The organism is Pseudomonas bharatica (assembly GCF_048586865.1).
Classification (GTDB): Bacteria; Pseudomonadota; Gammaproteobacteria; order Pseudomonadales; family Pseudomonadaceae; genus Aquipseudomonas; species Aquipseudomonas bharatica.
Genome location: NZ_JBMAWR010000010.1, coordinates 135,090 through 159,356, shown reverse-complemented (window position 1 = coordinate 159,356; position 24,267 = coordinate 135,090). Strand labels below are relative to the sequence as shown.

Here is a 24,267-nt window from a genome sequence, read left to right as displayed (position 1 = left end):
ACCCTGTTCGGCCCCGGATCACCGAGTCCCGGACATCTCGCCCTCGACCACCGGCTCCTGCGGCGTCTTGCGCCACTGCGGAATACCGATCAGCACCACGGCACCGATGATCACCGCCATGGCCAGGCATTCCTCGGCGCCGATCTCTTCACCGGCGAACAGGATTCCCAGCAATACCGCCACCGCCGGGTTGACGTAGGCGTAACTGGTGGCAGCCGCCGGGCGCACATGCTTGAGCAGATACATGTAGGCGCTGAAGGCGATGATCGAACCGAACACCACCAGGTAGGCCAGCGCGCCCCAACCAGCGGCGCTGGGCATATGGGTCAAGCGCTCGCCGCTGAAAAAACTGCCGGCCAGCAGGACCACACCGCCCACCAGCATTTCCGCCGCACTGGCCATCGGCCCCTGGGGCAGCGGCAGGCTCTTGCTCCACACCGAACCGAAGGCCCAGGACGCAGCGGCGAACAGGATCAGCGCCGCGCCCATCGGGCTGGCCTGGAGGTTGGAACCCAGGTTGAGCAAGGCGATGCCGACCAGCCCCAGGAAGATCCCGGCCCATTCCAGACGGGTATTGCGATGGCCCCAGAACAGGCCGAAGAGCAAGGTGAACAGCGGCACGGTGGCCACCGCCAGCGCGGCCACACCCGAGGCGACCCCGGCATGCTCGGCCACCGTCACGCCGCCGTTGCCGCAACTGAGCAGGAGGAAACCGATCGCCCCTGCGGCCTTCCATTGCTGCCAGGTCGGCGCCGGCACCCCGCGCCAGCGCAGGAAGCCGTACATCAATCCGCCGGCAATGATGAAGCGCAATCCCGCCATCAGCATCGGCGGCCAGGACTCCACGCCGATGCGAATGGCCAGGTAGGTGGAGCCCCAGACCAGGTACAGGGCGAGGAAGGCACCGATCAACATCCAGGGAGAACGACGGGAGGCAGGCATGGAAAGCTCGTATTCGAGTAGTTGTGGCGCTATTTTAAAAAGCTTCACTGGCAAAATTAAGTTTCAAAAAACGCTTATCAAGCACCTGGACTTTCGAAAAAACGGATCTACCAGGCCTTTTCCTTCTTTTTCACAAGATGCCCATGGACAAATACGATCGCATGCTCCTCGCCGCCCTTCTCGACAACGGCCGCGCCTCCTTCGCCCAACTGGCGCGCACGGTCAACCTGTCTGCGCCGGCAGTCGCGGAGCGGGTGGCGAAACTCGAGGCCAGCGGGGTGATCACCGGCTACCAGGCGAAAGTAGACATGAGCAAGATCGGCCTGCCGATCCAGTGCGTGATCGAACTGCGCCTGGCCAGCCACGGCAACCAGCAGGCCTATGAAGCGCTGACGCAGATTCCCCAGCTCACCGAATGCCACCGGGTGACCGGTGATCCGTGCGTGATCATGCAGGCGGCGGTGGGCTCGATGCCGGAGCTGGAAGAGCTGATCAACCGGGTGGCGCAGTTCGGCTTCAGCAAGACTTCGATCATCCTCTCCAGCGCCGTGGAGCGGCGGGTGCCCCTGGCGCAGCTGGAGAAGAAGGCCTAGCGGTATTTGACCAGGGTTTCGCGGATCTTCGCGGCGGGGACTTTCTGCAGGCGGCACAGGAAGGCGTGGGACAGCTCCTGGATACCGTGGGTCTGGCGCAGTTCACCGACCAGGTGTTGCAGCAGGTTCGCGGCCATCTCGGCGTCGGCCATGGCCCGGTGCGCGGTGCCAGTGTCCGGCAGGCCGGCCCAGCGGGTCAGGGTGCCGAGCTTGTGGTTCGGTGCCGCCGGCAGCAGGCGCCGTGACAACAGCAAGGAACAGGCGAAGGATTGGCTGCGGTTGCGACCGATGCGGCTCAGTTCGTAGTCCCAGAATTTCTGGTCGAAGGCCGCATTGTGCGCCAGCAACGGGGTATCACCGACGAACTCGGCCACTTCGTTCATCACCCGGTCCACCGGTGGCGCGCTGCGCAGCATGGCGGTGGTGATGCCGGTCAGCCCGGCGACGAAGGCAGGCACCGGCACGCCGGCGTTCATCAGGCTCTGGTAGCGTTCGACGATGCGCCCGCGCTCGAGCATCACCACTGCCACCTCGGTGGCGCGGCAGCCGGCGCCAGGGGTGATGCCGGTGGTTTCAAAGTCGATGACAGCGATACGTTCCACGAAAAAACCTCAGTGTTTAAGCAGCAGCGCGCCTTCGATGGGGACATAGCGGGACGCGGCGCGGATCAGCGAATGGGCGGTCAGGCCGGGGACGCCATAGGCCACCGCCTCGACGCCATGGCGCTGGATCACCCGCTCCAGGAGCAGGTCGAAATCACCGTCGCCGGAAGCCAGCACCACCCGGTCGACCCGGGGCGCGGCGTCCACCACATCGAGGGTGATGCCCACGTCCCAGTCGCCCTTGGCCGAGCCATCGGCACGCTGGATATAGGGCTTGAGCTTCACGGTGAAACCGAGGTTGCGCAGGATCTGCTGGAACTGCTGCTGCTTGGCGTCGCCACGGTCGATGGCGTAGGCAAAGGCCTCGACGATCTCGCCGTCACGGCTCACGTCCTTCCAGAAAGCGGCGTAGTTGAAATGGCAGCCATAGGCCTGGCGCACGGTGTAGTAGAGGTTCTGGACATCGACGAACAACGCGATTTTCTTCACTGAACCCCTCCTTCGAGACCGGGCCTTGGGTGGCAAAGGGGGCCCAGTATGCCAGTGTGGAGGGGGTGAAAGCACACCGCGAACCCTGTGGGAGCGGGTTTACCCGCGATTACGGTGGTGAAGTCACCATTGCAATCGCGGGTGAACCCGCTCCCACAGGAGTTCTCAGTCAGACGTAATCGTCGTCCGAGAAGAACCCGCCACCATCGTCGCCATAGCTGCCGCTGTCATCCGCCACATAGCGCTGGCTGTCATCATTCCAGCCGCCGCCCTGGTCATTGACCTGGGCCGGCTCTTCCTTGATGACCTCGACGATCTCCTCCGGCTGCGAATTGTGATGGAACAGGCTGCTGATACCTTGCGCCAGCATCACGCCACCGGCCACGCCGGCTGCAGTCTGCAAGGCGCCGCCAAGGAAACTGCTGGCGCCACTGCGCGCCGGTGCGGCTTGGGGCGCAGGCGGTGCGCCCCAGTTGGATTGCGGCGCCACACCCGGGCCATCGCGCCAGCCACCACCACTCGACGGCGCAGGCGCAGGAGCCGGTGCAGCCGCCGGGCGCGGGCTGGACGACCCGAACAGGCTCGACAGGAACCCGCCGCCGCCCTGTTGCTGCGGGGCCGGTGCGCTAGCGGCTGCCTTGGCCTGCGCCAGCTCGGCCTGGAGCTGGCGATTCTGCTCGTCCATGCGCTTGAGCGCCGCTTCCTGGACCAGGATCGCCTGGGCCATGTAGTAAGGCGCCGCCGCATGCTGCTGAACCAGACTGGCGATATGCGCCTGGGCCTGGGCATCGCGCGGCGCGCCTTCGGCCTCGGCCTGACGCAGCCTGGCGAACAGGCCTTCGATCAGGGTTTGCTCTTCGTGGTTCATGTGGCGACCTCTCTGTAATACGGGTTGCAGTGAAGATTGGGACAAGCATGGCGCTTTCAACCGCAGCCGCCCATGAAACTTTGTTCAGGTTCGGCCCCTGAGCTAAAGTGACGCCTGCTTTGGACTTCGAAATCGACCCATGAATCCGCTCACTGTTCTGCGCGACTCCCTGTACTTCTTCCGCCGCCACCTGGTCAGCATCGCCGCGCTGTGCCTGCCGCTGGTGATCCTCGAGGCGCTGTGCGTCCAGTTGCTCTACGGCCAACTGGGCAAGGATGCGTCGATGACCTACGGCCTGCTGGTCGGGCTGCTGTTCTACCCGTTGTACAGCGCTGCGCTGATCCTCTACCTCGATGCCCGCAGCGACGGCCACGAGCCGCTCAAGCGCAACTTGCTGGCCCGCGCCCTGCAACTGTGGCCGTCGTTCGCCCTGCTGGTGGCGCTCAGCTCGCTGCTGATCATGTTCGGCATCTCGCTGTTCATCCTCCCGGGCATCTGGGTGATGACCAACCTGGTGTTCGCCGAATACCTGCTGGTGCTGCGCGGCATGGCCCCGGTCGCGGCCATGCGCGAGAGTTTCCAGATGGTCCGTGGCAACTTCTGGCGCATCCTGGTGTGCATGCTCGGCGTGATGGCGCCGCTGTACCTGTTCAACGGCATCACCCTGGGGCTGCTGCCCGAGGAAGTGAACCCGCTCCTGGAACTGATGGTCAGTGTGATCAACAGCTTCCTGCAACTGTTCAGCACCGTGGTCCTGTTCCGCCTGTACATGCTGATCAGCGAGGCACCAGCGGCACGTTCCTGAACCCGGCGACTATGCTCAACCGTCTACCCTGACCCGTGCGAGCCCGATGACCCGACTACTGCGCAACGTCCTGCTGTCCTTGCTGTCGATCACCGTCCTGCTCTGGCTGCTGGCCTTCCAGGCAAGCTGGCGGGCGGAGCCACTGGAAGATCTGCCGGTCGCCTGCACCGCCCCCGGCCAGGCGCTGCTGGCGGGGCAACCGTTGAAGGTGATGACCTGGAACGTGCAGTACCTGGCGGGCAAGCGCTACGTGTTCTGGTACGACGAAGCCCGCGGCGACGATACCCGCCCCACCGGGGAAGACCTCGCCTTCAGCCTCGATGAAGTCGCCCGGGTCATCCGTGCCGAACAGCCGGATATCGTCCTGCTCCAGGAACTGGACAAGGGCGCCAAGGCCAGCGACTACCAGGACCAGCTTGCCCTCCTGCGCGAACGCCTCGCCGATCTGTATCCCTGTGCCGTGCAGGCCTACGACTGGAAGGCCGAATTCGTGCCGGACGTGCACATCGCCGGAAGTGTCGGGCGAACCTTGGCGACCCTGAGCCGTTATCCGATACAGCGCGCGCAGCGGGTGCAATTGCCGATGGCCCAGGACAACCTCCTTAGCCGCCTGCTCAAGCCGCAACCGGCGGTGCTGGTAAGTTACCTGCCGATGGGCGACGGGCAACTGGCGGTGCTCAACACCCGGCTGTCGAAGCACGAAGCCGGCAGCGATGTACAACTGCGCCAGGTTCAGGCGCTGGAGAAGCTGGTCGATCAGTTCGAACGCCAGGGCACGCCGTGGCTGTTGGGCGGGGATTTCAACCTGCTGCCACTGGGGCAGCATCGCCGGCTCAAGCCCGAGCAACAGCCGCTGTATTCCGCTGATAGCGAACTGCACCTGTTGTGGGACAAGTACCCGATGATTCCGGCGAATGCCGAAGCGACGGGGGCGGATCGGGAGCAGTGGCTGACGCATTTCCCCAATGACCCGCGGCTGGAAGGGCCGGACCGGACGCTGGATTACCTGTTCCATAGCCCTAAACTGCGGCGGTTGGAGGCTGGGGTGTTGCAGCAGGATACCCTGGAGATCTCCGATCATTTGCCGGTGAGTGCAAGCTTGTTGTTGCCTGTACCACCAGGATCCTAAGGCGGAATTTGCAGGGTTCTCGAGGGCCTCATCGCCGGCAACGCCGGCTCCCACAGGGTTCGGCGGTGCACGCTATACCTGTGGGAGCCGGCGTTGCCGGCGATAGGGCCCTCAAGAACAACCTCACTATCGGATCAGTACTGCTGCCCCGGCACCCAACTGGTCCCGGCCAGCGGTACCCGGGCCATCGCCGCCGCTTCCACGGTCAGCGCCACCAGGTCTTCAGGATCGAGATTGTGCAGGTGCGACTTGCCACAGGCCCGGGCCATGGTCTGCGCTTCCAGCACCAGCACCCGCAGGTAGTTGGCCAGGCGCCGCCCCGCCTCCACCGGATCGAGACGCTTGGACAGCTCCGGATCCTGGGTGGTGATGCCCGCCGGGTCACGTCCGTTCTGCCAGTCGTCGTAGTAACCCGCCGCCGAACCGATCTTCTTCAATTCCTCGTCCAGGCGCGGATGGTTATCGCCCAGCGCCACCAGTGCCGCCGTACCGATCGCTACCGCATCCGCGCCCAGGGCCATGGCCTTGGCCACGTCCGCACCATTGCGAATACCACCGGAAACGATCAGCTGGACCTTGCGGTGCATGCCCATTTCCTGCAGCGCCTGCACCGCTTGCGGAATGGCCGGCAGGATCGGAATGCCGACATGCTCGATGAACACCTCCTGGGTCGCTGCGGTACCGCCTTGCATGCCATCGAGCACGATCACATCGGCCCCGGCCTTCACCGCCAGCTTGACGTCGTAGTACGGGCGGCTGGCGCCGATCTTGACGTAGATCGGCTTTTCCCAATCGGTGATTTCGCGCAGTTCGGCGATCTTGATCGCCAGGTCGTCCGGGCCGGTCCAGTCCGGGTGACGGCAGGCGCTGCGCTGGTCCACGCCGATCGGCAGGGTGCGCATGCCGGCCACGCGCTCGGTGACCTTCATGCCCAGCAGCATGCCGCCGCCGCCCGGCTTGGCGCCCTGGCCGAGGACGATCTCGATGGCATCGGCCTTGCGCAGGTCATCCGGGTTCATGCCGTAGCGCGACGGCAGGTACTGGTACACCAGATGCTGCGACTGGCCACGCTCTTCCGGGGTCATGCCGCCGTCGCCGGTGGTGGTGCTGGTACCGGCGATGCTGGCGCCACGACCCAGGGCTTCCTTGGCGTTGGCCGACAGCGCGCCGAAGCTCATGCCGGCGATGGTCACCGGGATCTTCAGGTGGATCGGCTTCTTCGCGAAGCGGGTGCCGAGCACCACGTCGGTACCGCACTTCTCGCGATAGCCTTCCAGCGGGTAACGGGACACCGAGGCGCCGAGCAGCAGCAGGTCGTCGAAGTGCGGCAGCTTGCGCTTGGTGCCGCCACCGCGGATGTCATAGATGCCGGTTTCGGCGGCGCGCTGGATTTCCTGGATGGTCAGGCGATCGAAGGTGGCCGATTCGCGCAGCACGGGAGTGTTCTTTTCGCTCATGTGAATGTCCTCGCCGCGGATCAGTACGCGGATGCGTTATCGACTTTGAAGTTGTACAGCTGGCGGGCCGAGCCGTAGCGCTTGAAGCTGGCCGGGTCTTCGGGGAAGCCGGCGCGGTTGAGCAGTTCGGCCAGTTCGGCCAGGTGCTCGGCGCGCATTTCCTTCTCGATGCAGTCCGAGCCCAGCGACTTGACCTCGCCCTTGACGTAGATGCGGGTCTCGTACAGCGAGTCGCCCAGGGCGTCGCCGGCATCGCCGCACACCACAAGGCGCCCGGCCTGGGCCATGAAGCAGCTCATGTGGCCGATGCTGCCACCGACCACGATGTCCACGCCTTTCATGGAAATCCCGCAGCGGGCGCCGGCATCACCTTCGATCACCAGCAGCCCGCCATGGGCGGTGGCGCCGGCAGCCTGGGACGCACTGCCCTTGACCCGCACCGAGCCGGACATCATGTTTTCCGCGACGCCCACGCCAACGTTGCCGTGCACGGTGATACTGGCCTTCTGGTTCATCCCGGCGCAGTAGTAACCGGCATGCCCCTGGATATCGATGCTGACGGCCTGGTTCAGGCCGACCGCCAGGTTGTGCTTGCCGTCCGGGTGGGTCACAACCCACTCGCGGTCCTGCACCTCGCCGTGCAAGGTCTGGTTCAGTTCACGCACCGAGGCGCTGGACAGGTCGATGGTTTTCATATGGATGCTCCTCAGGCACGTTCCCAGATGTACATGGTGGCGGGTTCGGGTTCCCACACTTTGGCTTTGTCGATGCCTGGCAGGCTGGCCAGGGCCTGGTACTCGGAGGCCATGGCGACGTAGTCGTCGGTTTCGGCGAGGATCGCCGGCTTGCAGGCGATCGGGTCGCGGATCACGGCAAAGCCGTTGCGGGTGCCGATGGCGAAGGTGAAGAAGCCGTCGAGGTCTTCGAGGGACTTGTCCAGGGCTTCCTTGAGGCTGTCGCCCTGGCGCAGGCGCCAGGTCAGGTAGCCGGCGGCGACCTCGGTATCGTTGTCGGTTTCGAAGGTGATGCCTTCACGCTTGAGCTCCTGGCGCAGGCGGAAGTGGTTGGAGAGCGAGCCGTTGTGCACCAGGCACAGGTCGGCGCCGGTGGAGAACGGATGGCTGCCTTCCATGGTCACCGCGCTTTCGGTGGCCATGCGGGTGTGACCGATAATGTGGCTGCCCTTCATGCCCGCCAGGCTGAAGCGCTCGGAGATTTCCCGCGGCAGGCCCATGCCCTTGAGGATCTCGATGCTCTGGCCGGCGCTCATGATGCGTACGTCGGGGGCCAGTTCGGCGAGTGCGGCGCGTACCGGCTCCTCGGCGCTGTGGACCTTGAGCACGGCGGCACTGGCATTCTGGAACCAGTCCAGCGAGCAGCCGAGACGGCCTTCCAGTTCACCCATCAGGGCCTTCCAGTCGAAGCTGGTATCAGCGGCCTGCAGGGTCAGTTTGACCCAGCCATCGGCCACTTCATCGCCATAGATGGCGAAGCCGGCGCTGTCCGGACCGCGATCGGTCATGGCTTCGAGCATCGGTTCGAACAGTTTGCCGAGCTGGCCTTCGAGCTCGGGCTTCTTCAGGTACAGACCTACGATTCCGCACATGGCGTTGTCTCCTTGGGGCAGATGAATCGGGAATTCGGTGATCAGAAAAATTCGGTGTAGCGCTGGATCTCCCAATCGGAGACATGCCGGCTGTACTCCACCCATTCCATGCGTTTCTGGCGGATGAACTCGTCGACGATCTCGGCGCCCAGCACCTCGCGGAACAGCGGGTTGGCGGCCAGGGCGTCGGTGGCTTCCTTGAGCGATTGCGGCAGGGTCTTGATGCCGCGGGCAGCGATTTCCTCGAGGCTGAGGGAGTACAGGTTCTCGTTGCAGACGAAGTCCGGCTCAAGCTGGCGCTCGATGCCGTCGAGGCCGGCGGCGATGATCGCGGCGGTCACCAGGTACGGGTTGCAGCCGGCATCGGGCAGGCGGAATTCGAGGCGGCCATAAGGCACGCGGACCATGGCCGAACGGTTATTGGCGCCAAAGGCGACGAAGGCCGGGGCCCAGGTCGAGCCGGACAGCGAGCGGCCGACGACCAGGCGCTTGTAGGAGTTCACGGTCGGCGCGGCGAAGGCACACAGGGCCGGGCCGTGGGCCAGCAGGCCGGCGGCGAAGTGGTAGGCCAGCTTCGACAGGCCCATGCCGCTCGGGTCGCTGGCGTCATGGAACAGGTTCTTGTTGCTGGCGCTGGCGATCGACAGGTGGAAGTGCATGCCGTTGCCGGCGCGCTTGGGGTCGGGCTTGGGCATGAACGAGCAGATCATGCCCATGTCGTTGGCGATCTCGCCGGCGGCCATGCGGAAGAAGGTGAAGCGGTCCGCCGATTCCATGGCGTCGCTGTAGGTGTAGTTGATCTCGAACTGGCCGTTGGCGTCCTCGTGGTCGATCTGGTAGATGTCGAAGCCCACCGGTTGCAGGGCTTCGGTCAGGCGTTCGAGGAATTCGCGGGAACGGGACAGCCCCTTGTAGTCGTAGCAGGGCTTGTCGAGGTTATCGGAGGCGTCCACCAGTTGCAGCTTGCCGCCGGCATCGCGGCGGAACAGGCTGAATTCGGGTTCCAGGCCGGTGTTCAGGGTCCAGCCCTTGGCTTTCAGGCGCTCGACCTGCTGTTGCAGGACATAGCGGGTGTCATACGGCCAGGGCTCGCCGTTGACATGGCCGATGCAGACGATGCGCCCGTAGCCCGGCTGCCAGGGCACCGGAATCAGGGTGGAGAGATCGCCACGGGCCATGAAGTCCGGGCCGTGGGGTTCCATGCCCATGCCGCAGATAGCGAAACCGGCAAAGCCGGCGCCATCCTCGGCGACCGCCTTGAGGCCGGTGACCGGGACGGACTTGGTCTTCGCGGCGCCATGGATATCGACGAACTGGGCCAGCACGTACTTGATGCCGTGCTGTTCGATGATGCGCTGCGTTTCAACTGGCAACATGGGTCTTCACTCCTGAAAAGGGCAAGGCGGTCGAATAAGGCAGGAGAACAAGGTTCGGATGAGGCTGATTCCAACAAGGAAATTTAGTTTCCTGACAGGAATGCAAGGCGCTTGCCAGTTTTCAAGACACAGGAAGAAATGGCCCCGGCGTTGCACCGGCCTGCTGTTTATATGGGAAACTCTCTTTCATCCGAGGAAAGTCCCGACCATGACTCACGCCAGGTCGGGATTTTTTGCACTTTCTCAGTGCGAAATTAATTTTCCTGAACCGAAAACAAGCAGGATCGACCGACCGTGACCACCGAGAACCCACCCCGCCTTCGCCTGGAGCAATACCTGGGCATGCAGATACGTCGCGAGCGCCAGGCGCAGGAACTGAAGCTGGCGGATGTCGCGCGCATCGCCGGGATCAGCCAGGGCATGCTGAGCAAGATCGAGAACGCCCAGGTGTCCACCAGCCTGGATATCCTCAGCCGCCTGTGCGACGTGCTGGGCATGCCCATGTCCAAGCTGTTCAGCCAGTACGACCAGCCCGATGGCAGCGCGATCCTGGTCAAGAGTGGCGAAGGCCTGGAAGTGGTAAGGCGCGGGACCGAGAAGGGCCATACCTATCACCTGCTCAACCATACACGCGGGCCGAAGAAGAACTTCGAGGCCTACATGGTGACCATGGACGATGCGAGCGAGGAGTTCCCCACCTTCGCCCACCCGGGCACCGAGTTCCTGCATCTGCTGGAGGGGGAACTGGTGTACCGGCATGGCAACCAGCTGTACCCCATGCAGGCCGGCGACAGCCTGACCTTCGACGGCGATGTGCCCCACGGGCCGGAGAAACTGGTGCAGGTGCCGATCAGGTTGTTGTCGATCATGAACTACGGTAACGACTGAAATTCTTCACCGCTTTTGATGGCCTCATCGCCGGCAACGCCGGCTCCCACAGGTTCTGCGGCGCACCCGGGACCTTGTGGGAGCCGGCGTTGCCGGCGATGAGGCCCTAAGCCCCACTACAAAAATCCCCGCCCTTTCAGTTTCCTCCCAAGATAAAAATTTTCCCCACAGGCTAGACCTGCACCTTCCTTTCGCCTATAAAAGCGCAAAAGGAATATTTTATTCCCACGAATAAATAATTTTCGCCGATCAAATACCGCTTCACCGCTGAAATTTCCGCCTTGCGACCGCTGCCGCCACTTCATCCGAGGACCCGAAATGCATCACGCCACCAGCCACTACATCCTCAAGATCAGCTGTCCGGCCACCTCCGGCATCGTCGCGGCGGTCACCACCTACCTGGCGGAAAAAGGCTGCTACATCAGCGAGATGTCGCAGTTCGACGACGACACCAGCGGACGCTTCTTCATGCGCGCGGTGTTCCGTTTCAACGACAACTACGAAGGCGACATCGACGAGGTCGAGCAAGGCTTCGATGCCGTGGCCAGGCGCCTGGACATGGAGTGGAGCCTGCACGGCAGCAACCAGCCGATGCGCGTGCTGCTGATGGTGAGCAAATACGATCATTGCCTGGCCGACCTGCTCTACCGCCACCACAAGGGCGAGATGGACATGCAGATCACCGCCATCGTCTCCAACCATCTCGACCTGCGCCCCATGGCCGAGCGCGAAGGCATCCGCTTCATCTACCTGCCGGTGACCAAGGACACCAAGTCCCGCCAGGAATCGGCCCTGCTGCAGATCATCGAGGAAACCGGGACCGAGCTGGTGGTACTGGCTCGCTACATGCAAATCCTCTCCGATGACCTCTGCAAACAGCTTGCCGGCCGCGCCATCAACATCCACCACTCGTTCCTGCCCGGCTTCAAGGGCGCCAAGCCGTACCACCAGGCCTATGCCCGCGGCGTCAAGCTGATCGGCGCCACCGCCCACTACGTCACCTCCGATCTCGACGAAGGGCCGATCATCGAACAGGAAGTGCAACGCGTGGACCACGCCTACCTCGCCGACGACCTGGTGAGTGTCGGCCGCGATACCGAAACAGTGGCCCTGTCCAAGGCGGTGAAATACCACCTCGAGCACCGGGTCTTCCTCAATGGCGACCGTACGGTGATCTTCCGGTGAATACTCCAGTCCCCATCAAGCTGATCGACGGCAAGGCCGCCGCTGCCCGCGTGATCGCGGAAGTGAAGACGCAGGTCGCGGCCATGAAGAACCAGGGCATCGCCCCCGCACTGACGGTGATCCTCGTCGGCCAGGACCCGGCCAGCCAGGTCTACGTGCGCAACAAGGTGCTGCGCGCCGAGGAATGCGGCATTCGCTCCGAGGAGCACCGGCTGCCGGCCGACACCAGCGAGGCCACCCTGCTCGCCCTGATCGGCGAGCTGAATGCCGACGCCAGCGTCCATGGCATCCTTGTGCAACTGCCGCTGCCGGCCCATATCGATGAAACCCGGGTGCTCCAGGCCATCGACCCGCTCAAGGACGTCGATGGCTTCCACGCCGAGAACGTCGGTGGCCTCAGCCAGGGCCGCGACGTGCTCACCCCCTGCACACCCGCCGGCTGCATGCGCCTGCTGGAGGACAGCATGGGCGACCTCAGCGGCAAGCATGCCGTGGTCATCGGCCGCTCCAACATCGTCGGCAAGCCCATGGCCGCCCTGCTGCTCAAGGCCCATTGCACGGTGACCGTGGTGCATTCGCGCAGCGCCAATCTGAAGGAGCTGTGCCGCCAGGCGGATATCGTCGTCGCCGCCGTCGGCCGCCCACGCCTGGTCGATGCCGACTGGCTCAAGCCCGGCGCGGTGGTGATCGATGTCGGCATCAACCGCATCACCGAGGGAGAGCGCTCGCGCTTGGTCGGCGACGTGGACTTCGACAGCGCCCTGCCCAAGGTCGCGGCCATCACCCCGGTACCCGGCGGTGTCGGCCCGATGACCATTGCCTTCCTGATGAAAAACACCCTGACCGCCGCGCGCCTGCAGCAGGAGGCACCATGCCCTTCAATCTCCTGAAATACGGCCTGAGTTCCGAGTACCCGGCGGAGGTCGACCTGCCGCCGCCAACCGAACTGAAGTCCTCCTACGACGTGGTGATCATCGGCGGCGGCGGCCATGGCCTGGCCATCGCCTATTACCTGGCGAAGTACCACGGCATCACCAATGTCGCGGTGCTGGAGAAGTCCTACCTGGGTGGCGGCAACACCGCGCGCAACACGGCGGTGATCCGCTCCAACTACCTGACCAGCGAAGGCGTGCGCTTCTATATCGAGTCGGTGCGGTTGTTCCAGGAGCTGTCCAACGAGTTCGACTTCAACATCATGTATTCCGAGCGCGGCCAGCTGACCCTGGCCCATACCGATGCCACGGTGCGCGCCTTCCGCCAGCGTGCGGAAGTGAACAAGCACTTCGGCGGGCGCACCGAGATGATCGACCGCCAGCAGATCCGCGAACTGGTTCCCACCCTGAACCTCGACCCGGGGCATATCCCGGTGCTCGCCGGCCTCTGGCATATCGACGGCGCCACCGCCCGCCACGACGCCGTGGCCTGGGGTTACGCCAAGCAGGCCGCCAAGCGCGGCGTGGAAATCCACCAGCTCACCGAAGTCCAGGACCTGGTCATCGAGAACGGTCGCATCACCGCCGTGAAGACCAACCGCGGCACGGTGAAATGCGGCTGCGCGGTGCAGGCCATCGCCGGCGCCAGCTCGCTGATGCTGAAGAAAGCCGGGATCCGCGCACCGATCCACACCTACCCGCTGCAGGCCATGGTCACCCAGCCGTTCAAGCCGTTCCTCGATCCGCTGGTCAGCTCTTCCGCCCTGCACTGCTACGTGCAGCAGACCAGCCGTGGCGAGATCGTCTTCGGTGGTGGCTCCGACCCGTACCCGCTGTACAACACCCGCTCGACCCTGGACCTCAAGGAAAGCCTGCTGGCCCACGCCATCGAGATGTTCCCGTTCATGGCCAACGCCAGGCTGATGCGGCAGTGGGCCGGGATCACCGACATGACCCCGGACTACAGTCCGATCATGGGCCTGTCGCCGGTGAAGAATTACTACGTCGACGCCGGCTGGGGCACCTGGGGCTTCAAGTCCACGCCGATCTGCGGCAAGACCATGGCCGAGCTGGTCGCCAGCGGCGGCCGCGTGCCGGAGCTGATCAAGCCGTTCGCCCTGGAGCGCTTCAACACCTTCCAGCAAGTCAACGAAATGGGCGCCACCGCGGCCAGCCACTAAGGGGAATCCCATGAAGATCATGAATTGCCCGCTCAACGGGCCAAGAAACATCAGCGAGTTCACCTACGGCGGCGAATTCAAGGTGATGCCCGACCCGGCCACCTGCAGCGACGCCGAGTGGGCCGACTACGTGTTCAACAGCGACAACGAGGCCGGGGTGGTGCGCGAGTGGTGGATGCACAACGCCTCCAGCTACTGGTTCCTCGCCGAGCGCCACACGGTCACCGACCAGATCATTCGCACCTTCGACGCGAAGGAAGTGTTCAACCAGCGGGTCGAGTTCAAGGCCCATGAGGAGGGCGTCGCATGAGCCGCCTGGCCGCCCCGATGGGCCTGCTGATCGACCGCGATCAGCCCCTGCGTTTCAGTTTCGACGGCACCGACTACCAGGGTTTCGCCGGCGACAGCATCGCCAGTGCGTTGCTTGCCAATGGCCGCTGGCTGCTGTCGCGTTCGTTCAAGTACCACCGCCCGCGCGGCCCGCTGACCATGGCCGGGCAGGATGCCAACACCCTGGTGCAACTGCCGGACGAACCCAATGTGCTGGCCGATGCCCAAGGCCTGGCGGCCGGGATGACCGTCACCGGACAGAACTTCAACGGTTCGCTGGACAGCGACCGCGACGCGTACCTCGGCAAGTTCTCGCGCTTCATGCCGGTGGGCTTCTACTACCGCTCGTTCTTCAAGCCCAAGGGCATGTGGAAGATCTGGGAACCGCTGATCCGCAAGAAGGCGGGGCTCGGCGTGCTGGACTTGAACTTCAAGCCGCAGTACTACGACAAGGCCTATCTCTTCGTTGACGTGGCCGTGGTCGGCGCGGGCCCGGCGGGCCTCAGCGCTGCGCTCACCGCGGCCAACGCCGGCGCCCGGGTACTGCTGATCGAACAGCAGCCGGTGCTCGGCGGCTCGCTGACCTACGCCCGCTTCGACGCCGAAGGCCGACGCGCCGACGCCCTGCGCCACGAACTGCTCGCCGCCGTGCAAGGCCACGCCAATATCCAGGTGCTGACCCAGGCCACCTGCAATGCCTGGTTCACCGACAACTACCTGCCGGTGATCCAGGGCAAGCGCATGTACAAGGTACGGGCGAAGCAATGCATCGTCGCCGCAGGCTCCTTCGACCAACCGGTGGTGTTCCGCAACAACGACCTGCCGGGTGTGATGCTCGCCAGTGCGGCGCAGCGCCTGATGAAGCTGTATGCCGTCAAGCCGGGCAAATGCGCCGTGGTGCTGACGGGCAACGATGACGGTTACCTCGCGGCGCTCGATCTGGCCGACCAGGGTGTACAGGTAGCAGCCCTGGTGGACATGCGGGCGCAGCCAGCCGATGTGGCATTGAAAGTGGCACTGGAGAAACGCGGGATTGCGCTGCACCTGGGCAGCACGGTGTACGAGGCGCTGCACGAGAAAGGCATGCGCCATGTCAGTGGCGTGGAGATCCGCCGCATCACGGCCCAAGGCCAGGTGGCCGGGCAAGGCCTGACGCTCGCCTGCGACCTGCTGTGCATGTCGGCAGGCTACATGCCGGTGTACCAGTTGTTGTGCCAGGCCGGCGGCAAGCTGGCGTACGACGAGCATCGCGCCGAATTCGCCATCACCGGCCTGCCGGATGGCCTCAGCGTCGCCGGCTCGGTGAACGGCCGGCACCAACTGGACAACGTGCTGCTCGATGGCAGCCGGGTCGCGGCTGCCGCCGTGCAGGCACTGGGGCTGGAACCGGGCGCGGGCAGCGCCGAGTTCACCGGCGAGGCGCGGGTCAACTTCGAATGGCCGATCTTCGCTCACCCCAAAGGCAAGGATTTCGTCGACTTCGACGAGGACCTGCAAGTGCGCGATATCGTCAACGCCACGCGCCATGGCTATCGCGACGTGCAGCTGGTCAAGCGCTTCTCCACGGTGGGCATGGGCCCCTCGCAAGGCCGTCACTCGGCGCTGCCGACGGCACGCCTGGTGGCCCAGGCGACCCAGCGCAGCATCAGCGAGACCGGCGTGACCACGGCGCGTCCGCCGTTCGAAGCGGAGAAGCTGGCCCATGTGGCCGGTCGCGCCTTCGATCCGTATCGCCATACGGCCATGCACAGCCGCCATGTGGCCGCCGGTGCCAAGCTGATGCCTGCCGGTATCTGGCAGCGTCCCGCCTACTACGGCAAGGCGGATGAGCGCGAACGCTGCATGCAGGAAGAAGTCCGGCATGTACGGGAGAAGGTCGGCCTGATCGACGTCTCGACCCTGGGCGGCCTGGACGTGCGCGGCCCGGATGCCGCCGAACTGCTGGAGCGCATGTACACCATGCCGTTCACCAAGCAACCGGTCGGCCGGACCCGCTACGGGCTGATGACCAACGAGCATGGCGTGGTGATCGACGATGGTGTGGTTGCACGCCTGTCCGAGCGGCATTTCTACGTGACCGCCACCACCAGCGGCGTCGACCGCATCTACCAGCAGATGCTCAAGTGGAATGCGCAATGGCGCCTGGACGTGGACATCGCCAACGTCACCGCGGCGCTGGCAGCGGTGAACGTGGCCGGGCCGCTGTCGCGCAAGGTGATGGAAAAGATCTGCAGCGATGTGGACCTCTCGGCCGAAGGCTTCCCTTACCTCGGCGTGCGTACCGGCAGCGTTTCGGGAATTCCGGCACGCTTGATGCGGGTCGGCTTCGTCGGTGAACTGGGCTATGAAATCCACGTGCCGGCCCGACATGGCGGCAAGCTCTGGGATGTGCTGATGGAGGCCGGCGCCGAGTTCGGGATCCGTCCGTTCGGCGTGGAAAGCCAGCGCTTGCTGCGCCTGGAGAAGGGACACGTGATCATCAGCCAGGACACCGACGGCATGACCCATCCCGGCGAAATCGACATGCAGTGGGCGATCGGGCGCAAGAAGCCGTTCTTCGTCGGCAAGCGCTCCATCGAGATCCTCGAGCGCCAGCCGCTCAAGCGCAAGCTGGTGGGCTTCACCTTGCCCAAGGGCAGCTCGCAACCGCTCGAGGGGCACCTGGTGCTCAAGGGCGCGGATATCAGCGGCAACGTCACCTCCTGCGAATACTCCAGCACGCTGGGGCAAATCATCGGGCTGGCCTATGCCGGGGCCGACCAGGCCGAGCCGGGGATGCGCATTCCGATCCGTGTGGAAGGTGGCGAAATCGTCCAGGCCACCGTGGTGAAACTGCCGTTCTTCGATCCCGACAACCAGCGCCAGGAGCTCTGAGCCATGACCAGTCTCAATCCTATCGAGCGCTGTGCGCTCATCGACCTGACCGACCTGCCACGGGTGGGTTTCCGTGGCCTGGATGCCGCGCAATGGCTGGCGGCACGCGGCTATTCCTTGCCGGAGGCGCCCAACCGGGCGGTGCTGTGCGGGGATGGAACCCTGGTGGCGCGGCTGTCGCAGACCGAATATTTCCTGCTGGGCAGCCTGGCGGACCGAGGGCAACGGCTTGCCTCGGAAGAAGCGGGCTGGGTGTTGGGCGAGGAACGCAACTACCTGCTGCCACGGCAGGACAGCCATGCCTGGTTGCAGTTGTCCGGAAAGCATGTGGCCGAGGTGATGGCGAAGATCTGCGGCGTGGACCTGCGGGCCGAGGCGTTCCCGGTGGGGAGCGTGGCGCAGACCTCGGTGGCGCGCTTGAATGTCATCGTGATCAACGCCGGAAGCGCGGAATTGGCGAAGTTCCATCTGCTCTGCGACCGGGCTTCGCTGGAGTATTTCCAGGGTGCGGTGCTGGATGCCATGGGGGAGTTTGGTGGGGTGCCGGTGGCTCTGGAGAACTTGCTCAACTGATGTGTTGTTGCTGATGACCTCATCGCTGGCAAGCCAGCTCCCACAGGGTGGGGGCTTGCCAGCGATGAAGCCCGCCCAGTCGCCAAAGGACCCGAATCCATGACCGCCATCGAACCCCTGGACTACCGAGTCCCCGCCCTGCAGCGCGGCCTTACCATCCTCGGCATGTTCAACGCCCGCCAGCGCAGCCTGAGCATGCAGGACATGGCCGAACGCCTTGCAATCAGCCCTTCCGCCGTCTACCGCATCGTGCAGACGCTGGTGGACATGGGCTACCTGCGCAAGGCCGGGCGCAGCGATTTCGAGCTGGGCAGCCGGGTCATCTCCGACGGCTTCGCCTACCTCGCCAGCCGCGATATCGTCGAGGTGGCGATGCCCTATCTCAATGACCTGCGCGACCGCACCTCGCTGTCGTGTCACCTGAGCATTCGCGAACAGACCGACAGCCTCTACGTTTACCGCGCCTTTGCACCGCAGCGGCTGACCGTCAACATCCCCATCGGCACGCGCCTGCCCTGTCACGGCACGGCGTTGGGCCGGGTATTGCTGACCGGGCTGACCGAGGGCGCGCTGAGCCAGCTGTACCAGCATGTACGACTGGATGATTACCCGCCCCCGGCACCACGCACCCTGCCGGAGTTGCAGCAACTGATTGCCGAGGACCGGGCCCGGGGATGGGTGCTGCATCGGTCGGATTACTCGACGGCCATCGCTGCCGGGGTTCGCGATCATAGCGGCGCGATCACCGCAGCGATCAACCTGTCGGGGCCGGATGCAGTGATGGACACGGCGGTGGCGCAGGAGGCATTTCTGAAGGCGCTGCTGGCGGCGAGCCGGGAGATTTCGGCGGCCTTGGGTTATCGGGACTGAGGAGGGGGTCTGATATCCGCCGCAAAACCCTGTGGGAGCTGCGGTTCGGCGCTCCGACTTGCCAGCGATGAGGCCCGAAAGAGCAACGTCACCCCTATTGGCATACCAGCAACCACTCTTTGCGCCACTGCAATGTTCTTTCCCCCCTCACCCCGCTAGCCTAGGCCGCAAACACGGACCCACCGGCAGGTATCGCCACCTCACCCATTCGCGATTCGCGCGTGCAGCCCTATAAAAAATACAAGGGACACTCATGACCAAGCAGCATCACACCTCCACGGCCGGTGGCGACGATCAACTTCGCCGCGTGCTCGGCCTTCCGGCGCTGGTTTTCTTCGGGCTCGTCTACATGGTCCCGCTGACCATCTTCACCACCTACGGCATCGTTACCGAGACCACCGGCGGCCGCACCGCCGCAGCCTACCTGGTGACACTCGCGGCGATGCTGTTCACCGCGGCGTCCTACGGGATCATGGTCAAGCGCTACCCGGTGGCCGGCTCGGCCTATTCCTATACCAACATCGCCTTCGGCGCGAATGTCGGCTTCCTCGCCGGCTGGTCGCTGCTGCTGGATTACCTGTTCATCCCGATGATCAATTACCTGTTGATCGGGCTGTTCCTGAACATCGCCTTCCCCGCCGTGCCGGCCTGGGTGTTCGTGCTGGTTTCGATCGGCCTGGTGACGGTGCTCAACGTGATCGGCATCCGCTCGGTCGCCAAGGCCAGCAACCTGATCGTCGGGGCCCAGGTGATCTTCATCGCGGTGTTCATCGCGCTGTCGTGCAAGTCGCTGGGCGGTGCTGCGGTGGACTGGCTGGCGCCGCTCGCCGGCGATGGCAGCCAGCCGGGCTTCGATCCGTTGATGGCCGGCGCTGCCGTCCTGTGCCTGTCGTTCCTCGGGTTCGACGCGGTGTCCACCCTGGCCGAGGAAACCCGCGACGCTCGCCGTGATGTGCCACGGGCGATCATGCTGACCACCCTGGTCGCCGGCGCCCTGTTCACCCTGCTCGCCTACCTCAGCCAACTGGCGATCCCCGGTAGCCACTTCAACAATACCGACACCGCGGCCAGCGAGGTAATGCTGCAGATCGGCGGCCAGTTCCTCGCCAACTTCTTCACCGCCGCCTTCGTCGCCGGCAGCCTCGGTTCGGCGCTGGCCTCGCAGGCAGCGGTATCGCGGATCATCTACAGCATGGGCCGCGACAGGCTGCTGCCCGAACGACTGTTCGGCACCCTGTCGCCGCGCTTCGGTACCCCGGTCAACGCTACGCTGCTGGTGTCGGTGGTCTCGCTGGTAGCGCTGGTGATCAGCCTGGAAACCTTGGCCTCGCTGATCAGCTTCGGCGCCCTGGTGGCGTTCTCGGCGGTGAACATGGCGGTGCTGCGCACCCATCTGCTGGCCAAGGGGCAAGCGAAGAACCTGCTGCTCCATGGCCTGGTGCCACTGGTCGGCCTGGCCCTGACGCTGTGGCTGTGGACCAGCCTGTCGAGCCTGACCCTGACCATCGGCCTGGCCTGGTTCGGCCTCGGCATCGCCTACCTGCTGGTCCTGACCGGTGGCTTGCGCCGCACGGTGAAGGTTGCCGATTTTTCAGAAGCTGGCTGACCCTCAGGTCCCGCGCGGCTTGGCCCGCGCGGTGGCCTCGGCCACCAGTGGGTCATCCGGCCAGTAATGCTTCGGATAGCGTCCCTTGAGGTCTTTCTTTACCTCGGCGTAGGTACTGCGCCAGAAGTTCGCCAGGTCCTGGGTGACCTGCACCGGCCGCCGTGCCGGGGACAGCAGGTGCAACAGGACTTTCTGCCGGCCTTGGGCGATGCGCGGGGTGTCCGCCAGCCCGAACAGTTCCTGCATGCGCACTGCCAGCACCGGCGGGTGCTCGCTGTAATCGACGCGGATATTCGAACCCGACGGCACGCCGATATGCACCGGCGCCCATTCGTCCAGGCGCTGCGGCAGCGGCCAGGGCAGTTGGTTGCGCAGGATGGAGGAGAGGTCGAGGTTGGCGAAGTGGCTGAGGCGGGTGACCTTGCCCAGGTAGGGCTGCAGCCAGTCCGGCAGGGTCGCCAGCAGCGCGTCGTCGCTCAGGTCGGGCCATTCGCTGTCGCCGCCGTTGGCGAGATCGAGCTGTCGCAACAAGGCGACCCGTGCCTGCCACTGGCGTAGTTCCGGCGTCCACGGCAACAGCGCCAGGCCTTTGCGCCGGACCAGATCGAGCAAGGCGCGGGCACGTGCATCGTCATCCAGCCCGGTCAGCGGTTCACGACCGAGAACCAGCTCGCCGACCTTGCGCTGGCGTTCGGCCCGCAGGACATTTTCCTTTTCATCCCACTCCAGTTGTTCCACCACGCTGACCTGCTCGGCCAGCACGTTTTCGAACAGGCCGGGATCAAGTTCAGCGGCGAGGTAGATCCGCTCCTCGCGTTGCCCCTGGCGACTGCCCAGGTCGGCGACCACCAGCCATGGCTCCTTCATCAGCGCATCGACCTCGCCGAATTGCGCGGCGCGCCCATTGGCCAGGCGGTACTCGGCGCCGCCGGCGCGCCGCTGCTGGGCGACTCGGTCGGGATAGGCCAGCGCCAGCAAGGCGCCGAGCCAGCGCGGATGCTCCGGGTCGGCCACCGCCGCGCCGGGCTTGTCGCGCAGGAAACCACGATATTGCCGTGCCAGTTGCCGGGCCCGCTGCACCCCGCCCTGGCTGCCGCGATCGGCCCGGGTCTCGCCACTGAGCAGGCTCAGGCGGCTGTGCAGATCAGCGCCGGCGCCGCGCAGGATGTCGCGCTCGCCGAGCAAGGCGGCGACATCGCAGGCCATGGCGGTCAGGCCAAGGTCCTGGGCACGCAGCAACAGGTGGGCGATACGGGGATGAGCCGGCAGTTCGGCCATGGCCTGGCCGTGGGCGGTCAGACGCCCTTCGCTCAGCGCGCCCAGTCGACGCAGCAGATCCTGGGCCTGGCTGTAGGCCGCAGCCGGCGGCGTGTCCAGCCAGCTCAACTGCTCGGGCGTCACGCCCCAGCGACTCAGTTGCAGGGCCAACCCGGACAGATCGGCCTGGATGATCTCGGCGCTGCCATAGGCGGAGAGCTGTTCATGCTGGGCCTCGGACCATAGCCGGTAGCACACGCCCGGCTCCAGGCGCCCCGCCCGCCCTGCGCGCTGGGTGGCACTGGCGCGGGAAATGCGCTGGGTGTCGAGACGTGTCATGCCGCTGCCCGGGTCGAAACGCGGCACCCGCGCCAGCCCGGCGTCGATCACCACGCGCACGCCGTCGATGGTCAGGCTGGTCTCGGCGATATTGGTCGCCAGCACCACCTTGCGCTTGCCCGCCGGCGCCGGTTCGATGGCAGCGCGCTGGGCGGACAGCTCCAGCTCGCCATGCAACGGGCAAAGAAGGATATCCGGACGCTCGTCCAAGGCCTCCTGCAGCGATTGATGGACCCGGCGAATCTCCGCTTGCCCGGGCAGGAACACCAGCAGGCTGCCGCTCTGTTCATCCAGTGCCTGCAACACCGTGTCGGTGACCCGCGGCTCGATACGTTCACCTGGCTGGAACGGCCGGCCCCAGTGCATCTGCACCGGGAACATGCGGCCCTCGCTGCTGATCACCGGGGCATCGTCGAGCAGCGCGGACAGGCGCTCGCCTTCGAGCGTGGCGGACATCAACAGGATCTTCAGCGGCGGCTCGTCTCGCAGCAATTCGCGGCCGTTCAGGCTCAGGGCCAGGGCCAGGTCGGCGTCCAGGCTGCGCTCGTGGAATTCATCGAAGATCAGCAGGCCAACGCCTTCCAGCGCCGGATCATCCTGCAGGCGACGGGTGAGGATACCTTCGGTGACCACTTCGATGCGGGTGTGCGGGCCGACCTTGCTGTCCAGGCGGATGCGGTAGCCCACGGTTTCCCCGACCTTTTCCCCCAGCTCGCTGGCCAGGCGCTCGGCGGCGGCGCGGGCGGCAAGGCGGCGGGGTTCGAGCATGAGGATGGTCTGCCCGGCCAGCCACGGCTCGTTCAGCAGCGCCAGCGGCACGCGGGTGGTCTTGCCGGCGCCGGGCGGCGCTTCGAGCACGGCTTCGTGGCGTTCGGCCAGGGCTTTGCGCAACGATGGCAGTACGGCATCAATCGGTAAGGAAATCATGGTAGCCCTCAAACAGAGGGGCGAGTATAACGGCGAACCCGGCCTGCCCTATCATGGTCTTATCCACTGGCACCGGCCTTTTGCCGGTATCGTTGCGGCTATCCTTGCGGAGACTTTCAATGCGTATTCCTTCCCGTGTCACTGGTGGCATCCTGGTCGCGACCCTGCTGACCCAGCTCACGGCTTGCGGCACCCTGTTCTACCCTGATCGCCGCGGCCAGATCGAAGGCAAGGTCGATCCGGTGATCGTCGCCCTCGATGCCGTGGGTATCCTGTTCTACGTCATTCCCGGCCTGATCGCCTTCGGTGTCGACTTCGCCACCGGCGCCATCTACCTGCCTGGCGGCAGCACCGCGCAGGTGTCGCCGGAAAAACTCGACGAAGCCATCGGCGCCGACGGCAAGGTGGACAACGCCCGCCTGCAGGTCATCCTCGAAAGCGAACTGGGCCAGCGCCTGCCGCTGAACGACCCGCGCCTGATCCAGCACAAGGGCAGCCTGGAACAACTGGCCATGTACGGCCTGGTTCCTGCTGCCTGACATGACCGACCACGCCAGCGAACACGCCCGCCTGCTGCGCCTCGCCACCCGCGCCTCGCTGGCGGTGGCGTGCACCCTGATCGTCAGCAAGGCCGTCGCCTGGTGGCTGAGCGGCTCGGTCAGCCTGCTGGCGGGGTTGACCGACTCGCTGCTCGATGGCGCGGCGTCATTGCTCAATCTGCTGGCGGTACGCTATGCCCTGCGCCCGGCGGATGAGGATCATCGCTATGGGCATGGCAAGGCCGAGTCCCTGGCGGGCATGGCACAGGCGCTGTTCATCGGTGTCAGTGCGGTATTGATCGCGTTCCAGGCCTTCGAGCGCTTGCAGGACCCGCAGCCGCTGGGCAACACCGGGCTCGGCGTGGCGGTGATGGTGCTATCGCTGGTACTGACAGTGGCATTGCTGGCAGTGCAAGGGCGGGTGATACGGGCAACCGGGTCAACGGCCGTGCGCGCCGATTCCCTGCATTACCGTTCGGACCTGCTGCTCAATGGCAGCATCCTGGTGGCGCTGCTGCTGGCTGCGTATGGCTGGCCGCAACTGGATGCGTTCTTCGGGCTGGGGATTGCGGTCTACATCTTCTGGAGCGCCCTGACCATCGCCCGGGAGAGCTTTGCCACCTTGATGGACGAAGAGCTGCCGGCGCAGGTCAGCGAGCGGATGCTGGCGCTGGTCTGCGCGGTGCCCGGGGTGGTCGGGGCGCATGACCTGCGTACGCGGGTATCGGGGAATCGCTGGTTCGTGCAGGTCCATCTGGAGTTGCCGGGGGAACTGCCGCTGACACGCGCGCATGCGTTGTGCGAAGAGGCTTCGGCGGCGATCAGCCGGGAGTATCCGCGGGCTGAAGTGCTGGTGCATGCAGATCCGGTTTGAAGGTGTTCCTTCGGGCCTCATCGCC

General features: G+C 65.1%; 23 protein-coding genes. 14 read left to right on the top strand and 9 right to left on the bottom strand.

What is annotated here, in order from left to right; all coding sequences use genetic code 11:
* Window positions 1–18: 18 nt before the first annotated feature.
* Window positions 19–942, bottom strand: coding sequence for a drug/metabolite exporter YedA (yedA, locus tag ACKLLE_RS14055; RefSeq protein ID WP_420058300.1), 924 nt, complete (start codon window positions 940–942; stop codon window positions 19–21).
* 143 nt (window positions 943–1,085) lie between these two features.
* Between yedA and ACKLLE_RS14050 the strand changes: the two genes are divergently transcribed.
* The gene (locus tag ACKLLE_RS14050) at window positions 1,086–1,535 is read left to right on the top strand and encodes an Lrp/AsnC family transcriptional regulator (RefSeq protein ID WP_009394899.1); all 450 of its coding nucleotides are present in this window, start codon (window positions 1,086–1,088) and stop codon (window positions 1,533–1,535) included.
* On the opposite strand, the gene ACKLLE_RS14045 is transcribed toward ACKLLE_RS14050, so the two are convergent.
* The 3 genes from ACKLLE_RS14045 to ACKLLE_RS14035 all read right to left on the bottom strand — a co-directional run bounded on the left by ACKLLE_RS14045 (window position 1,532) and on the right by ACKLLE_RS14035 (window position 3,494).
* Window positions 1,532–2,137: a 3'-5' exonuclease gene (locus ACKLLE_RS14045; protein WP_420058299.1), complete on the bottom strand. Its 606-nt coding sequence runs from the start codon at window positions 2,135–2,137 to the stop codon at window positions 1,532–1,534. The two genes, ACKLLE_RS14050 and ACKLLE_RS14045, sit on opposite strands and share 4 nt — an antisense overlap.
* 9 nt (window positions 2,138–2,146) lie before the next feature.
* On the bottom strand, window positions 2,147–2,626 hold the full coding sequence (locus ACKLLE_RS14040; protein ID WP_420058298.1) for a LabA-like NYN domain-containing protein: 480 nt from the start codon (window positions 2,624–2,626) through the stop codon (window positions 2,147–2,149).
* Between the two features lie 169 nt (window positions 2,627–2,795).
* On the bottom strand, window positions 2,796–3,494 hold the full coding sequence (locus tag ACKLLE_RS14035; RefSeq protein ID WP_064302022.1) for a DUF2076 domain-containing protein: 699 nt from the start codon (window positions 3,492–3,494) through the stop codon (window positions 2,796–2,798).
* A gap of 139 nt (window positions 3,495–3,633) precedes the next feature.
* Here ACKLLE_RS14035 and ACKLLE_RS14030 point away from each other — a divergent pair, with 139 nt between their 5' ends.
* Together ACKLLE_RS14030 and ACKLLE_RS14025 are read left to right on the top strand one after the other, a co-directional pair.
* Window positions 3,634–4,299 (top strand): DUF7847 domain-containing protein, encoded by a 666-nt coding sequence (locus ACKLLE_RS14030; RefSeq protein ID WP_420058297.1) that lies wholly within the window; start codon window positions 3,634–3,636, stop codon window positions 4,297–4,299.
* A gap of 46 nt (window positions 4,300–4,345) precedes the next feature.
* Entirely contained in the window at window positions 4,346–5,428 is a 1,083-nt protein-coding gene (locus ACKLLE_RS14025) for an endonuclease/exonuclease/phosphatase family protein (protein ID WP_420058296.1), read from the top strand.
* Between the two features lie 134 nt (window positions 5,429–5,562).
* On the opposite strand, the gene ACKLLE_RS14020 is transcribed toward ACKLLE_RS14025, so the two are convergent.
* Genes ACKLLE_RS14020 through glnT form a run of 4 tightly spaced genes read right to left on the bottom strand, consistent with a single transcriptional unit; the run spans window position 5,563 to window position 9,867 of the window.
* Complete coding sequence (locus ACKLLE_RS14020) at window positions 5,563–6,885, bottom strand: FMN-binding glutamate synthase family protein (protein WP_009394911.1); 1,323 nt, start codon at window positions 6,883–6,885, stop codon at window positions 5,563–5,565.
* A gap of 20 nt (window positions 6,886–6,905) precedes the next feature.
* Complete coding sequence (locus ACKLLE_RS14015) at window positions 6,906–7,580, bottom strand: GltB/FmdC/FwdC-like GXGXG domain-containing protein (protein ID WP_009394912.1); 675 nt, start codon at window positions 7,578–7,580, stop codon at window positions 6,906–6,908.
* An 11-nt stretch (window positions 7,581–7,591) separates the two neighbouring features.
* Window positions 7,592–8,491 carry a class II glutamine amidotransferase gene (locus ACKLLE_RS14010; RefSeq protein ID WP_420058295.1) on the bottom strand — a complete coding sequence of 300 codons (900 nt, stop codon included), beginning with the start codon at window positions 8,489–8,491 and terminating at the stop codon, window positions 7,592–7,594.
* A 41-nt stretch (window positions 8,492–8,532) separates the two neighbouring features.
* Complete coding sequence (gene glnT / locus ACKLLE_RS14005; protein ID WP_009394916.1) at window positions 8,533–9,867, bottom strand: type III glutamate--ammonia ligase; 1,335 nt, start codon at window positions 9,865–9,867, stop codon at window positions 8,533–8,535.
* Between the two features lie 294 nt (window positions 9,868–10,161).
* Here glnT and ACKLLE_RS14000 point away from each other — a divergent pair, with 294 nt between their 5' ends.
* The 9 genes from ACKLLE_RS14000 (at window position 10,162) to ACKLLE_RS13960 (ending at window position 20,306) form a co-directional block, all read left to right on the top strand.
* The gene (locus ACKLLE_RS14000) at window positions 10,162–10,755 is read left to right on the top strand and encodes a helix-turn-helix domain-containing protein (RefSeq protein ID WP_009394917.1); all 594 of its coding nucleotides are present in this window, start codon (window positions 10,162–10,164) and stop codon (window positions 10,753–10,755) included.
* 318 nt (window positions 10,756–11,073) lie between these two features.
* Window positions 11,074–11,940 (top strand): formyltetrahydrofolate deformylase, encoded by an 867-nt coding sequence (purU, locus tag ACKLLE_RS13995; protein ID WP_009394918.1) that lies wholly within the window; start codon window positions 11,074–11,076, stop codon window positions 11,938–11,940.
* The gene (gene folD / locus ACKLLE_RS13990; RefSeq protein ID WP_420058293.1) at window positions 11,937–12,830 is read left to right on the top strand and encodes a bifunctional methylenetetrahydrofolate dehydrogenase/methenyltetrahydrofolate cyclohydrolase FolD; all 894 of its coding nucleotides are present in this window, start codon (window positions 11,937–11,939) and stop codon (window positions 12,828–12,830) included. The genes purU and folD overlap by 4 nt, the downstream gene beginning before the upstream one ends.
* Window positions 12,812–14,053: an FAD-dependent oxidoreductase gene (locus ACKLLE_RS13985; protein WP_420058292.1), complete on the top strand. Its 1,242-nt coding sequence runs from the start codon at window positions 12,812–12,814 to the stop codon at window positions 14,051–14,053. The genes folD and ACKLLE_RS13985 overlap by 19 nt, the downstream gene beginning before the upstream one ends.
* Window positions 14,054–14,063: 10 nt before the next feature.
* Window positions 14,064–14,363 (top strand): sarcosine oxidase subunit delta, encoded by a 300-nt coding sequence (locus ACKLLE_RS13980; RefSeq protein ID WP_009394921.1) that lies wholly within the window; start codon window positions 14,064–14,066, stop codon window positions 14,361–14,363.
* Window positions 14,360–17,257 carry an FAD-dependent oxidoreductase gene (locus ACKLLE_RS13975; protein WP_420058291.1) on the top strand — a complete coding sequence of 966 codons (2,898 nt, stop codon included), beginning with the start codon at window positions 14,360–14,362 and terminating at the stop codon, window positions 17,255–17,257. Before ACKLLE_RS13980 ends, ACKLLE_RS13975 begins: the two co-directional genes overlap by 4 nt.
* Before the next feature lie 3 nt (window positions 17,258–17,260).
* Window positions 17,261–17,830, top strand: coding sequence for a sarcosine oxidase subunit gamma (locus tag ACKLLE_RS13970; protein ID WP_420058290.1), 570 nt, complete (start codon window positions 17,261–17,263; stop codon window positions 17,828–17,830).
* A gap of 99 nt (window positions 17,831–17,929) precedes the next feature.
* Window positions 17,930–18,700 carry an IclR family transcriptional regulator gene (locus tag ACKLLE_RS13965; RefSeq protein WP_420058289.1) on the top strand — a complete coding sequence of 257 codons (771 nt, stop codon included), beginning with the start codon at window positions 17,930–17,932 and terminating at the stop codon, window positions 18,698–18,700.
* A gap of 253 nt (window positions 18,701–18,953) precedes the next feature.
* Complete coding sequence (locus ACKLLE_RS13960) at window positions 18,954–20,306, top strand: APC family permease (protein ID WP_420058288.1); 1,353 nt, start codon at window positions 18,954–18,956, stop codon at window positions 20,304–20,306.
* A 3-nt stretch (window positions 20,307–20,309) separates the two neighbouring features.
* Here the strand turns inward: ACKLLE_RS13960 and hrpB are convergent, their stop codons facing one another.
* Window positions 20,310–22,829 carry an ATP-dependent helicase HrpB gene (gene hrpB / locus ACKLLE_RS13955; RefSeq protein WP_420058287.1) on the bottom strand — a complete coding sequence of 840 codons (2,520 nt, stop codon included), beginning with the start codon at window positions 22,827–22,829 and terminating at the stop codon, window positions 20,310–20,312.
* A gap of 119 nt (window positions 22,830–22,948) precedes the next feature.
* Here hrpB and ACKLLE_RS13950 point away from each other — a divergent pair, with 119 nt between their 5' ends.
* Together ACKLLE_RS13950 and ACKLLE_RS13945 are read left to right on the top strand one after the other, a co-directional pair.
* Window positions 22,949–23,368 carry a hypothetical protein gene (locus ACKLLE_RS13950; protein WP_009394927.1) on the top strand — a complete coding sequence of 140 codons (420 nt, stop codon included), beginning with the start codon at window positions 22,949–22,951 and terminating at the stop codon, window positions 23,366–23,368.
* 1 nt (window position 23,369) lies between these two features.
* Entirely contained in the window at window positions 23,370–24,242 is an 873-nt protein-coding gene (locus tag ACKLLE_RS13945) for a cation diffusion facilitator family transporter (protein ID WP_420058286.1), read from the top strand.
* Window positions 24,243–24,267: the final 25 nt, after the last annotated feature.